This is a genomic window from Hymenobacter sp. HD11105, from assembly GCF_054051685.1.
The window spans coordinates 13,862-26,981 of record NZ_JBSWBR010000010.1; the positions used below are offsets into that span (position 1 = coordinate 13,862).

Sequence of the window (13,120 nt, forward strand, 5' to 3'; positions counted from 1 at the left end):
TTGCCGCATGAAAATAGCCATTGTGGGACCCAGCATCACCCGAACCAAGGGCGGCATGGCCACGGTCATCCGGGACATGCTCGCCAATACCGCGCCCGGGGTGGAGTTTATTCACTTCGTCTCCCACGGGGAAGGGAGCGCGGGCGCAAAGATCGTTGGGGCGGCCAAAGCGTTCGGCCAGCTGCTGCGGGAGTCCAACGTGGATGTGGTGCACCTGCACGTAGCCTCGGATGCCAGCTTTTACCGCAAAAGCCTCTTTGTGCTGCAGTGCCGCCTGCGGGGCCTGCCCATCGTGATGCACGTGCACGGGGCCGACTTTGATAGCTTCTTCCGGCAATCCGGGGCCCCGCAGCAGGCTTACATCCGGAAGATCTTCGCCCAGTGTTCCAAGATTCTGGTGCTGTCGAGCTATTGGCAGGCATTTTTTCGCGAGCATATCACCCCGGATAACGTGGAGGTGCTGCACAACGGGGTGTACCCGGCGGCCTTTGCTTCCTGCTTTACCATGCCCACCAATCTGCACCGTTTCCTGTTTCTGGGCCGCCTGGGCCAACGCAAAGGGGTATACGATCTGCTGGCAGCGGTGGCAGAGCTGAAAACCACCCACCCGCAACTCCACCTCCAGTTTTTCCTGGCCGGCGACGGGGAGATAGAGCAGGTGCAAGCGCTGATCGCCGCGAAAGGGCTGCAGGAGCAAGTGCGGGTGCTGGGCTGGATGGGCGACGAGGAGAAGCTGCACTGGCTGCAGCAGGCCGACACCATGGTCTTACCCTCCTACAATGAGGGGCTGCCCATGTCCATTCTGGAAGCCATGGCGGGGGGCAAAATCATCATCAGCAGCCGGGTGGGGGGCATTCCGGACCTAGTAACGGAAGGGGTAAACGGCTTTCTGATCACCCCGGGCGACGTGCCCAGCTTAAGTCAGCACCTCGCCTACGTGGCCACCCACGCCCCGGAGATGACGGCGATGGCACGCCGCAACCAGCAGAAAATTCAAGCCGACTACAACCTCGAGAAACTAAACTCCTGGCTGGTGGCCATGTACCGCGACATTTCACGGGCGCCTACCCCTTGATGAGCTTACCGGCTTATTGCCACTTTCGCTGAGCAGATTCGTAGGCTCCCACTTAGCACGTTCTCTTCAGCGCCACTTAACAACTCTACAGCAGCTACCTACCTGCTGTATTAACCGGCTTAACCTCTCCCGATGGCAGCAGTGGTAAAAGAGAACAGTAGCCTGTTCAAGAATTTTCTATCGTTGAGCTTGCTGCAGGCGGCCAACAACGTGCTGCCCATTATCTCCATTCCCATCATCGTGCGCATCATTGGCCCCGACAAGTTCGGGGTCATCAATTTTGCCAGCGTGGTCATGTCCTACTTTATTCTGCTGACCAACTACGGCTTTGACCTCACCGCGACCCGGGCCATCGCCCTGGACCGCCACAACGCGCAGACGCGCAGCCACGTGTTCAATGAGGTGCTCTACGCCAAGCTGCTCTTGTTCGGGGTGTCCCTCCTGATTTTCCTGATCCTGCTTAATGCCATGCCCCAGCTGCGGGAGGAAAAGCAGGTGGCCATCTATTCCTTTTTGATTGTGTTCTCCTTCGTGCTCACGCCCAACTGGCTGTACCAGGGCATGCAGGAGCTCTACAACATTGCCATTTTCAACTTCATCACCAAGCTCCTGTTCACGGTCTGCGTGCTGCTGGTCATTCGCGAAAAGCAGGACTACGTCTGGCAGCCCCTGCTGATTGGCGTCGCCCACATCGTGGTCGGCGTGGTCGCCTTTCTGTGGGCCATCCGCAAGTACCAGATCCGCCTGTTCTACGTGCCCCTAGGCCAGGTGCTGCGCCACTTGTGGAACGAGCGGGTCATCTTCTTTTCCTTCGTGTCCATCAACGTCTACACCTACGCCACCACCCTGATTCTGGGCCTGGTGCAGAGCAGCGAGGCCGTGGCGTTCTTTTCCGCTTCCTGGCGGCTGGTCATCATCATGCACACCATCATCACCATTCCCATCGGCATGGCCCTATTTCCCTACATCGGGGAGAGCTTCGGCATCAGCCGGGAGAAAGGCATCGAGCGGATTCAAATGACGGCCCCCTTTATCGTGTACCTGACGGCCCTGATGGGCGCGGCGGTATGGGTGCTGGCCCCGTTTATCATCACTCTTTTCTACGGCCAGGCGTTCACGCCCTCCATTGCCGTGCTCCGCATCCTGTGCTTTATCCCCGTCATTATGGGCCTGAGCAATCTGATGGGCGTGCAGACCATGGTCAACCTGAAAATGGATAAGCCCTACACCAACATCATTGCCCTGGGGGGCATTCTGGGGCTGGCCCTCAATTTCTGGCTGGCCTCCCAGTTCAGCTACATCGGTGGGGCCTGGGCCTGGCTGCTCACCGAGGCCTCCATTGCGGTGATTATGGGCGTGTACCTGCGCCGCAAGGGCATACGGGTGCTCAACGCCCGCTACTTCCGCTACGCCTACGTAGTCGAGGCCCTCGGCCCTATGGTGCAGAGCCTGCAGCGCAAGCTCGGTCGTAAACCCAGCAACTAGCTAACCGCCGCGAGGGACTTATGGACGCCGAAAAGGAAATATCGCTCTTGCCCCTGGTGCTGGTTCTCTTCCTGTTTTTGGGGGCCAACGTGCTCGACGTGCTCCACTATCCCCAGTCCGACCCCACCAGCGGGGCCATCTTCCGCCTGCACCCCTCCACCTACCTGCTCTTTGGTTTGTGGGCCGTGCAAAGCCTCAAGTACCACACCTACTACAACCCCCGCCCCGGGGCCGTGCGCGACTTTGGCCTGGTGGTGCTCCTCGTGTTTGTGTATTCCATCACCCTGGGCAAGTCCAAGGCTAACTTCTTTATCCTCGACACTCTGTTTGCCCCCGTCCTGCTGGTAATCCTGCTCCAGGATGCCACCGACGAGTTCAAGGACCGGGTGCTGTACTGGGTCAAAGCCTTTTTCGTGGTGAACTGCGGGCTGGCCATCGTCGAGCGGGGCCTGAGCACCATTATTTTGCGCCCCACGGAAGAAGCGGTGTTCGAATCCTTTCGCTCCTATGCCCTCCTGGGCCACCCCCTCAACAACGGCCTGGTGGTGGGCTTCCTGACCTTGCTGCTGGTCATTATCTCGGAGCGCACCCTCACCAAGTTCTTCTACCTGGGCCTGGGCATCATGGCTATTTTCTCCTTCGGGGCCCGCACCGCCCTGGGGGGCATTATCCTCGGATTTCCCTTCCTGCTTTACTTCGATTTGCGCAACCACGAGCCCGACGAGGCTGCCAGCCGGTTTTTCACCTACCTGCTGCTGTTCCTGGTCATGCTGGGCCTGATCGGCTTTGTGCTGGTCGCCACGCCCTTTGGGGAGCGCATCTTCGCCAGCGCCAGCTTCGACGACGACAGCGCCGATGTGCGCTCCCGGGTGTTCGATATGTTCCGCCACTTCACGCCCAGCGACCTGAGCTGGGGCATAGGCGAAGACCAGATCCTGACGGCCATGTACCTGGAGAAGGTCGACATCATCGAGAACTTCTGGATTATCTGGATTTTCAAGTACGGGTTTGTGCTGACCGCCCTGCTGGGTTTGTTTATGCTGCGCTTCCTCTTCAGCCTGTTTCACCACCTGGCTCTGCCCGTGCGCTTCATTCTGCTGGGCGTTATCCTGCTCATTGCCTCCGGCAATAACTCCATGGCGACCAACACCACGGCCATCTCCATTATCACCCTGGCCTCCCTGGTGGGCCTGCGGGCCTACGCTCCCCTCCAAGCCGACGAAAACGACGAACCCCACCATGAAAAAGATCTCCATCGTTATTCCGGTGTATAACCGCAAAGCCGACTTGCCGCGCTGCCTGGACAGCACCCGCTCGCGCACGGCCCACTACGAGGTGATTGTGGTGGATGACGCCTCCACCGACGGCTCCTACGAGCTGCTGCAGACCATGGACATTCCCCACATGAAGCTGTTTCGCAACCCCGAAAACAAGGGCGTGAACTACACCCGCAACCGCGGCATCGAGCAGGCCAGCGGCGACTACATCCTCTTCCTGGACAGCGACGACAAGCTCTTCCCCAACGGGCTGGACACCGTGGCTCAGCACGTGGAAGAGAACGCCCCGGTCAAGCACTTCCTGTTTTTTGTTTCGTCCAACGAAAACAAGGCGGCCACGGCCCCCTACACTACCCGCTATGAGGAGTGGCTTACCGAAAGCGTCTACGGGGACTTCACCCACGTCATTGAGCGCCAGACCCTGCTGCAGTTTCCGTTTTTCGAGCAGTTTCGGGCCTACGAAAACCTGAACTGGCTGCGCATTATCAAAGCCACCGAGCCCCAGCTGGTGGTGCCCCAAACCGTCACCTGGGTTGATCTGGACCGCACCGACAACCTGACCAAGACCTTGCGGCTGAAAAGCGTGGCCGCCATCGCCGGCAAGTTCCAGTACCTGCAGGTCTACTTCGGGCTCTACGGGGCGGATCTCTACGCCTTGGCCCCGGCCCAGTACCAAGCCAAGTTTCGCCACGCCCTGCTGCTGGGCATTGCCGCCAACCAGAAAGAGGAGGTGCGGGCCCTGCTAGCTGCCTCGCCCCTGCCGGGAAAAGCCCTCTATAAGGCGGCCGTCGCCCTCACGCCCGCCGCGGCCCTGCGCACGTTGATCACGTTCAAGTAACCCGCCTTTCAGCTGTCCCTATGAAAATTGTGCACTGCTTTTTCACCTTCGAGATGGGGGGCGCCCAAGTCTTAGCCGTTGATCTGCTCAACCAGATGTGTCCTTTCCACGCCATGACATTGGTGGTGGTCAATAACATACACAGTGAGACCCTATTAGCAAAGCTGGACAAGAGAGTCGCCGTCTACAAAATAGACCGCGAGGAAGGCAGCCGTAACCCCTGGCCCCTGCTCAAGTTTAATCTTTTGCTGCGCCAGCTTAAGCCCGATATTATCCATTGTCATGAGCCCAACATTGGGAAGATTATCAAAGCTGGGGTTGGCAAACTGCTCTATACCATTCATGATGTGGCCATCCCCACCACGCATTATCACCATTACGCCACGCTGGTGGCCATTTCCGACGCGGTCCAGCAGGAACTAATCCCACGCTTCGCCCGGCCCATTAAGAAAATATACAACGGCATCGACGTTTCCGCCTTCCAGAAACGAACTGATTACTCCCTAGCTGGCCAGCCCCTCAAACTAATTCAGATTAGCCGCCTCATGCATGAGAAGAAAGGCCAGGATGTCCTGATTCAGGCTTTATATCACCTGAAGAAAGACCAGGGGTATGTTAACTTCTCCCTGGACATTGTGGGCAGTGGGGATTCCTTGGCCTTTTTGCAAAACCTTGTTGCCAGGCTGGAGTTGACTTCTGAGGTAAGCTTCCCAGGGGAGAGAAACAGGGACTGGCTGTATGCTAACCTGGCCCACTACCACTTGCTGGTGCAGCCCTCCCGCTACGAAGGTTTTGGGTTAACTATCCTGGAAGGATTTGCCGCTGGGCTACCCGTTTTGGCCTCGGATATTGAAGGACCGGCCGAGATTGTGAAGCGTACACCCCGGGGCTTTCTGTTTCCGAAAGGCGACAGCCAGGCTTGTGCTCGCGCTCTGCACGCTATTTTTCAAGACTATGAAAATGGCCACTTAAAACAAGTGATGCATAACTCCGTAGCAATAACTGAACAGGAGTACTCTATACAGGCTTGCGTGGCTGGCTATCTACAAGAATATAAGGCGCTGATAGATAAATGAATAACAAACTAAACCGCTTACTCTATGAACTTTATTGCCTATGTAAAGCAGGACACGACGGCCAATACGAATAACACCAAAGGGAAAGTAATCACGTTGCTTTTTCGCCTCGCCAGCTACGGCGCCAGTGGAAAAGCCCCCCAGCTGCTTTTTCTGCCTTACTTAGCCTTCTACCGATTCTTCGTGGAATGGGTACTGGGCGTAGAGCTGCCCTGGGACACCCGCGTAGGCCCGGGCTTACGGATTTTTCACGGACAAACGCTGGTGGTCCACAAGCACACCATTATCGGCCAGAACTGCACCCTGCGGCACTCCACTACGATTGGCAATGCCAAAGCTGGGGGGCGCTGCCCGGTTATCGGGGATAATGTAGAGGTAGGCGCTAACGTCTGCATTATCGGCGATATCACGATTGGCAATAATGTGGTTATCGGCTCCGGCTCCGTAGTCGTGGCTTCTATTCCGGCCAATTCCCTTGCCGTCGGCAACCCCGCCAGGGTCGTTAAATCCACGGCCAGCGCGCAGCCCCACGCCTAAGCTACCGAGCCCACTGGGGGGCAAATGCAAACGTTCGCATTGGCTCCCCAGTGGGCTCGGAACGCTATTCATATTCAACTGGCCTGCCCTCAGGCGGGTGGCTGGTCAAGTACGGTTTGCAAGGACTTGGCGGACGCCAGCAGGGAGGTCACTTGACTGGATTCGTCCTTGCCCGCCGAGCTTTGCATGGCGCCGATAGTCTGAATCATGGTTTGCAGTATAGGCTGAGCAGCATTGACCTGCTGCTGCTTTTTTTCCAGCTCCAGCTTCGTGCGCCGCAGCTGAAAGTGCGTGTTCACCAGCTTGGCCAGGGCCTTGAGGGATTCCAGCTTGTGCTCCGTTAGCTCGCGCGGCCGGCTGTCAATCACGCAGAGCGAGCCGAGGGCGTGCCCTTCGGCGTCCTTGACCGGCACCCCGGCGTAGAAAATCAACTGCGGATTGCCCTGGGTTAAGGGATTATTCGCGAAGCGTTCGTCGTAGCGCGCATCCGGCACGACCAGAGGCTCGTTGGGATTTAGAATCGTGTGGGCACAGAAGGACTGATCCCGGTCCATGGTCAGGTACTCCCGTAGGGGCACGCTCCCCGCTTCTTCCTCGTACGTCGATTTGGGCCACTGGTAGTTATCCGCAATCAGGTTGATGGCGGCGATGGGCGTGCCACATATCTCGGCGGCCAGGCGGGTGATGTCGTCGTAGACATCCTCGGGCAAGGTATTGAGTAAGTTGTGCTCGGCCAGGGATTTCAGGCGGTCGGACTCATGGGGGGGGAGGGGAGCAACGAGCATATAAGGGGTGGGTTAGGGATAGCGGTTTAGAAGGCGTTTTCTTCGCCCTTGAAGACGTTCATCACGGTCATGAACATAATTTTCACATCCAGGTATAAGCTCCAGTTTTCCAGATACCACAAGTCATATTCCACCCGCTTCTGAATGTGCTTGAGCTGGGATATCTCGCCTCGGTAGCCGTTTACCTGGGCCCAGCCCGTAATGCCCGGCTTCAGGAACTGGCGGATCATGTACTGATCTTCCTGGGCCTGAAACTGCTTGGTATGCTTGAGCATGTGGGGCCGGGGTCCCACGATGCTCATTTGGCCCAATAACACGTTTAAAAACTGGGGAAACTCATCCAGACTGGTCTTGCGCATAAAGCGCCCAATCTTCGTGACGCGGGCATCATTACGGGTCGCCTGAATGCTGTTGGCTTCCTTGTTCACGGTCATGCTGCGAAACTTAAAACAGCGAAACGGCTTATTGTTTTTGCCACTGCGCAGCTGCACAAAAAAGATGGGCCCCGGCGACTGCAGGTAGATGATGAGGCCCAGCAACGGCACCAGCCAGCTCAAAATAAACACGGTCACGCCCAGGCTGACGGCGATATCAAACGCGCGCTTCTTGAACTGATTCATCACCTCCTGCAGGGGCTCCTTGCGCACGGAGAGCACCGGTATATCGTAGAGGTAGTCGACGTGCACCGGCCGGTCGATGAAAAAACTGAAGTCGGGCACCAGCCGAAACCGGATCAGGTCCTGGTCGGCCTGCCGCATCATGTTGTAGACGATGCGGTTGTTCTCCGGCATGATGGTGGAGTATATCTCCGTGGCGCGCTGTTTGTTGGCAATCTGCAGGGAGTTGCTCAAACCCGAAAACACCGGGTAGCTGGACAGCTCCGTTATTTTCTTGGCCTCATCCACAAAGCCTACAATGCGCACATTCAGCTCCTCGCTCTCCAGGTAGGCGGCCAGCTTTTTCGCCAGCTTGTTGTGCCCCAGAATAATAACGCGCCGGTTCAACCGGGATTGGTCCCGCACCCAGAACCGCATGGCCAGAAACAGGAGGCGGTTTAAAAGCAGGCCCCCCGCAAACCAAAGCAGGGTGGTATAAATAAACACCCGCGACAAGGTCACCACATCGCGCAGCAGAAACAATGACACCAACACCAGCAGGGCCCACACGGAGAAAATCTGAAAGGTGGTTTTGGTGAAGCTGCGAAACCTCGAGATGACGCGGTAGGCGTAAATTTCCCCCAGCCAGGTGGCGGCAATCCAGAATACGTTCAGCAGCAGCCAGTAAAAGGTATGGTCGGATAAAAACGGAATAGTATCCTGCTCGATGATATAGCGCTGGGTGAAAAGGAAAATAAGATTTAACAGAAATAAGTCGAGGACCAAAAAGAAGATTTGCAGGAACTGTAAAAAACGTCTGTCCATATTGCTGGCGCGCTAGGGGTGTGGGGTAGGGCGGGAAGGGTGAAAAGTAGCAAGTAAAACTGCAGGGTGCAGCAATCTTTTTTGGGAGCGGGGGGCAAATTAGCCGTGGGGATTATCCTGTCCCTAGGCCGCCGCGAAAAAGCAACTCCGCCCATATCTCGGTCCCGGCCGGCATGCTTAATTAGGCCTGGTATCCCCGAAAACTCTGCTCCCTAAGCGGGGTAAGGGCCGCTAGGAGGACTGTTCCAGCTCGCGCAGCACGGCCGGTTTCGCCAGCTTTTCCTCGCCGCGGCGCTTTTCTTCCAGCTGGCGGTAGATGATGGGAATAAACTTATTGCTATCCACGAAATAGCGCTTGAACAAGCGGGTGGGCTCACTAGAAAAGCGCCAGAACCACTCCATGCGCATGTCGCGCACCGGCTTGGGGGCCCGCTTGATAGTGCCGGCCTCAAAATCAAAGGAGGCCCCGATACCCAGCGCCACGTTAATGTTCAAGTACTCGAGGTTGCGGTACATCCATTTTTCCTGCTTGGGTGCCCCCACCCCCACAAAAAGCAAGTGGGGCTTGACCGCGTTGACCATGTCGAGGATGCGCCCATTCTCCACCTCGTCCTTGTCGAAGCCAAAGGGCGGGCTGTAGGTGCCTACCACCTGCAGGCCCGGAAACTTCTGGGTTAAGTTCACCGCCGCTTTTTCCGCCACGCCCTCCAAGCCCCCCAGGAAATACACCCGGTGCCCGCGCTCGGCCGCGTGCTGGCAGAGGGCGGGAAATAAGTCGGAACCGGTCACCAGGGCCTTGAGGGGAGTACCCAAAATCTTGGACGCCCAGATCAGCGGGTTGCCGTCCGCCAGCACGAGGCCCGCGTGGGCGTAGCAGCGCTCAAACTCGGGGTCCTGCTCCAGCTTCACGATATGATCCAGGTTGGGCGTGACCACGTAGGTTTTGGCATTGCTGGCAATCAAGCGCTCAATCTCCAGGATGGCCTCCTGGGGCGTGACGTTATTCACGTAGGCTTTGCCGATCTGTACCTTTTCCCCCTTGACTACTTTGCTTTCCGCCAGCAGGGTGCTGCCCAGGGCCGGCAAGCGCAGCTTGACCAGGCGGCGGCCCGCGGCGCCGGCCGCGGCGCCGCCCCCGAAGGCCAGGGTATCGCTTACGTTGGCTTTCTCCGTCGGGTCAACGGCGATTTTCTCTTCCTGCACCAAGGTGTAGTGCTGCAGGAATTTTTCCAGCAGGGCAACGTCTTCCTCGTGCACCAAGGCGTAGCGGTCGCCGTAGTAAACGATGTTGGCCACGCCCTTGACCCGGGCCACCTCCTGGAGCTGCTCGGGCTTAGCCTGGACAAAAACGAAACCCGGAAAAAGGGGGCGCAGCACCTGGCCTTTCTGCTCGTCCGTTAGCTGGTGCAGGGGCAGGTAAGCTTCGTACTTGCTGGTAAGGCTCTTAACTACCTTTTGCTCGTGCCCAGGCTTTGTTGAAAGAATGTACCAGTTCATAAACCAAGTATAGGAAAACTAGTCCGTGAATTATTACTATTCAAGGGGCAGTTTCGCGGCGGGGAAGAAGTGCTAAACCGGAATGAACGCGCGGGCTTGGGCGCGTACATTCCCAGCAGATTCAGGGGAACTAAGAGCGGGGTTTGAACGAACCACAGCGGAGCTAACTACGCACGGCGGCCAGGATCAGTTGCCCCCCGCAGCGGAGTGGCTAATAGGAAGCCAGGGGCCAGGGGCCGCTTAGCCCTAGCGCAGCGGACTGGCCGGAAACCCCGAAGGTTAGTCGGGGCAGGGACGGGTTCTACGCGGGCCGGCCTAACCAGGCTGCCGCCCTCGCGCCGCCGGGAGCTGGGGCAGCCAGGGGAGGGCGGCGTACGAGCTAGCTGGCTTATTCGCCGCTGAACAGGATGGATGGGCTGTTTTTAAACTGAATAAAGTCGCTCTCGGCGGGGTGACCCAAGTGAGGAGTCCAGTACATATCGGTGGTGTTCGACCACAATAGGACGTAGGCAATTTCGACGGGTTGGCTGCGCAGGGCCGGCAGCAACTGCTGGGTAAACCAGTCGGCTTGGGGCAGCTTATCCAGGCCGGTCTCGGTGAAGGCCGCCACCTTGCCCTTCTTCAGGGCGTAGTCGGATACAATCTTGAGTTTGCGGCTCGCCACGCCGGGGTCATTGCCGGGGGCCAAATCGAAGTAGTTATCCATGCCCACAATGTCGACGTAGGCGTCGCCGGGGTAGTACTCCAGGTACTGGGCTTCCGTGGTGAAGGCCCGGTCCGGGGACCAGGCAAACAAGAGGTTGTGTACTCCCAGGTTGTCGCGCAGGTACTTGACGGTAAACTGATAGAGCTGCTTGTACTCCTGGGCCGTGCAGTGCCCTTTGCCCCACCAAAACCAGTCCCCGTTCATTTCGTGGAAAGGCCGAAAGATGATGGGGATGCGCTTGCCGTCCGCCCCAATCAGGGAGTTGGTATAGTCAGCCAGCTCCCGCAGGGAATTTTTATACACTTCGTGGTGGCTGCCGCCCGGCAGAATGTGCTTCACGGCCTCGACCTGAGCGTCCCGCCACCAGATGCCCTCCTTGGCCACCGGGTTGTGGTAGTGCCAGCTGTAGGTGTTCACCCCGCCCCGGTTATAGGCGTCGATGGTCAGGTCCCGGGTTATCTTCGTTTCCCAGGCTTTGCGCTCACCCGTGTAGAAATCGATGATGCGCATGAAGTCCCAGCCGTAGACCACGGGATGGGCCCCGGTTACTTTCTTCACGTCGGAATCAACTAGGTAGGGCGCCCCCGGGTTGGAGGCATCAAATTCGTTGGCCCAGCCATAGCCGGTTTTCGTGTCATCCTGGTGGCCGAACAGGGTATTTGACTTGCCGGTCTTCTTCAGGTTGGTATACAAGGCCACGGTTTCCGCCGTAGCGTATCGATCGATGGGGGCGAGGGTGGTGGCCCCGGCACCCGGCTTAGCCGCCTGGGTGGCGAGCGTATACAAACTGGCGGACGTTTTGGCCTGAATAGGCAGCTCCCGCTGGCAGGCGCCCAGCAAGCCAAGGATTAGGAGCAGGAAAAAGCGCGGAGCGCGGAAAGCAGAGTAGGAGTAGACCATGGGGGAAGGTTAGCTAAGTGACACATGCTGAGTGAACGGGGCCGGGCGCCGCTTCCTATTACTACTAAGCAGGTATAGGCGCTTTAGCAATTGTAATATCTTTAATGGCTTTCATTTTCACCGAACAACTTCTGCTTTTTCCTTAACCATAAAATTTTATAGTCAAGCAAAGCAAAACATCATTACTGCCCAGCTTATACCACTAAAATCGCTTAAATAAATTTACTAGTTCGTAGTTACAATCCAACCTTTTACACTCAGATTCACGGGGTTTTAATTTGTACTTTTAATATAATATAGTACCCCGCCGACACTCCGCTGTACCCTTCTGCTGCAAAGGGGAGGTAATAAAAAATACCGCAGCGCCCCCTCGGCAAGCGCAGGAGCACGGCGGTATTTAATTAAAAGGAGCTAGTAATCAGGGCTGGTACAGCGCCCCTGGGCAATGGGCTGACCTATCTTAATTTACTTGTTCTGATCGTCGATCAGGTCGCCCAGATCACTCACGCCCAGGGTGAACTGAATGATAAGCAGAGCCAGGATAATTTTTACCCCCCATGGAATCGAAACTCCTAACTTCTGGCGAAGTACAGCCTGAGCAGGGGGCAGGTAAATCAAGGAGAAAAGCAGGTAAACAACTCCCGGGACGGGGTGCACCAGCAGAATATTCAGGACGCCAACGATGAACACGACGAGGGCGAAAACCCAGCTCATAACCCTCGCGACGGCTTTCCTGGCACTGGTAGTAGCTTTCATACAGTCAGGGGTAATGCCTATTCCGCAACCGCCCCCTAGCGGTCGGGTGGGGCGGCCGCCAGCTAAGGCACGGGGTTAAAACGACTGCAGCATCAAGTCAATCTTGTCGAACAATTCCCCGACGCCCAAGGAGGCCCAGAGAATAAAGAAGCCCAGCAGCCACTTCGCTAAGCGCGGAATGCCGAACCCCGTTTTCTCCTTAAGCAGGGCAGTGACCGGCGGGAAAAAGGCTAAAGCCAGCACCAAAATGAAAATTCCAAAGCCCGGGTCGTCCCCCCAAAACGTGTTTACTACGCCGATGAACAGGGCGAGCAAGCCAAACAGCCAGCCAATTAAATTAAAGATGGGAGTTGAAGCATTTGATGTGTTGTCCATAATGAGTGAAATGGTTTAAGGAGAGAAATGAGAAAACGGTTGGTTTCTTACTGCCCGCCGCGGGCGGCCTGTCCGTCCCGCGGCTCGGGCGGGTTGGGGGCGGAATCCGCCCTCGAGGGCGGAGCAGCAGGGGTCGGGGCTTGATCGTAGCGGGTCAGGCAGCTGTCCAGAGATTGGCAAGCGGAGTGAATACAAGCGCAGAACTCCTCGCAGGCCCGGGATTTCGGGGTGCCGGGGCACTGCTGCCGGCAATCCCGCAAGGAATTGCTGGGCATAATTTCGCAGGCCGGGGTGCTGAGCAGCACTCCCAGGAATAATACCCGCCACGGGGGAAGTAAGCTTGCTGGCTTGAGCACGAGAGGAAACTGCTGAACGAGGGCGAGAGCCCGCAG

Annotated in this window: 13 protein-coding genes; 6 read left to right on the forward strand and 7 right to left on the reverse strand. The window is 57.3% G+C overall.

The features are described from left to right. The first annotated feature begins 7 nt into the window (after positions 1-7). The 6 genes from ACW9KT_RS19970 to ACW9KT_RS19995 all read left to right on the forward strand — a co-directional run bounded on the left by ACW9KT_RS19970 (position 8) and on the right by ACW9KT_RS19995 (position 6,288). On the forward strand, positions 8-1,075 hold the full coding sequence (locus ACW9KT_RS19970; protein WP_457083697.1) for a glycosyltransferase family 4 protein: 1,068 nt from the start codon (positions 8-10) through the stop codon (positions 1,073-1,075). A gap of 132 nt (positions 1,076-1,207) precedes the next feature. After that, on the forward strand, positions 1,208-2,560 hold the full coding sequence (locus ACW9KT_RS19975; RefSeq protein WP_457083699.1) for a flippase: 1,353 nt from the start codon (positions 1,208-1,210) through the stop codon (positions 2,558-2,560). Between the two features lie 20 nt (positions 2,561-2,580). After that, positions 2,581-3,834 carry a VpsF family polysaccharide biosynthesis protein gene (locus ACW9KT_RS19980; RefSeq protein ID WP_457083701.1) on the forward strand — a complete coding sequence of 418 codons (1,254 nt, stop codon included), beginning with the start codon at positions 2,581-2,583 and terminating at the stop codon, positions 3,832-3,834. Then, entirely contained in the window at positions 3,800-4,675 is an 876-nt protein-coding gene (locus ACW9KT_RS19985) for a glycosyltransferase family 2 protein (protein ID WP_457083703.1), read from the forward strand. The genes ACW9KT_RS19980 and ACW9KT_RS19985 overlap by 35 nt, the downstream gene beginning before the upstream one ends. Before the next feature lie 20 nt (positions 4,676-4,695). Next, positions 4,696-5,751, forward strand: coding sequence for a glycosyltransferase (locus tag ACW9KT_RS19990; protein ID WP_457083705.1), 1,056 nt, complete (start codon positions 4,696-4,698; stop codon positions 5,749-5,751). A 24-nt stretch (positions 5,752-5,775) separates the two neighbouring features. Beyond that, the gene (locus ACW9KT_RS19995) at positions 5,776-6,288 is read left to right on the forward strand and encodes a serine acetyltransferase (protein WP_457083707.1); all 513 of its coding nucleotides are present in this window, start codon (positions 5,776-5,778) and stop codon (positions 6,286-6,288) included. Between the two features lie 89 nt (positions 6,289-6,377). Here ACW9KT_RS19995 and ACW9KT_RS20000 read toward each other — a convergent pair whose 3' ends face one another. From ACW9KT_RS20000 to ACW9KT_RS20030, 7 genes are all read right to left on the reverse strand, one after another. Further along, positions 6,378-7,073 (reverse strand): GAF domain-containing protein, encoded by a 696-nt coding sequence (locus ACW9KT_RS20000; protein ID WP_457083709.1) that lies wholly within the window; start codon positions 7,071-7,073, stop codon positions 6,378-6,380. Between the two features lie 26 nt (positions 7,074-7,099). Further along, positions 7,100-8,494, reverse strand: coding sequence for an undecaprenyl-phosphate glucose phosphotransferase (locus tag ACW9KT_RS20005; RefSeq protein WP_457083711.1), 1,395 nt, complete (start codon positions 8,492-8,494; stop codon positions 7,100-7,102). A 231-nt stretch (positions 8,495-8,725) separates the two neighbouring features. Further along, the gene (locus ACW9KT_RS20010) at positions 8,726-9,991 is read right to left on the reverse strand and encodes a WecB/TagA/CpsF family glycosyltransferase (RefSeq protein ID WP_457083713.1); all 1,266 of its coding nucleotides are present in this window, start codon (positions 9,989-9,991) and stop codon (positions 8,726-8,728) included. Between the two features lie 388 nt (positions 9,992-10,379). Then, positions 10,380-11,597, reverse strand: a complete 1,218-nt coding sequence (locus ACW9KT_RS20015; RefSeq protein WP_457083715.1) for a glycoside hydrolase family 26 protein — start codon at positions 11,595-11,597, stop codon at positions 10,380-10,382. 465 nt (positions 11,598-12,062) lie between these two features. Then, on the reverse strand, positions 12,063-12,311 hold the full coding sequence (locus ACW9KT_RS20020) for a hypothetical protein (protein ID WP_457083717.1): 249 nt from the start codon (positions 12,309-12,311) through the stop codon (positions 12,063-12,065). 117 nt (positions 12,312-12,428) lie between these two features. Further along, the gene (locus ACW9KT_RS20025) at positions 12,429-12,728 is read right to left on the reverse strand and encodes a hypothetical protein (RefSeq protein WP_457083719.1); all 300 of its coding nucleotides are present in this window, start codon (positions 12,726-12,728) and stop codon (positions 12,429-12,431) included. A 47-nt stretch (positions 12,729-12,775) separates the two neighbouring features. After that, complete coding sequence (locus tag ACW9KT_RS20030; RefSeq protein ID WP_457083721.1) at positions 12,776-13,084, reverse strand: hypothetical protein; 309 nt, start codon at positions 13,082-13,084, stop codon at positions 12,776-12,778. Positions 13,085-13,120 lie beyond the last annotated feature (36 nt).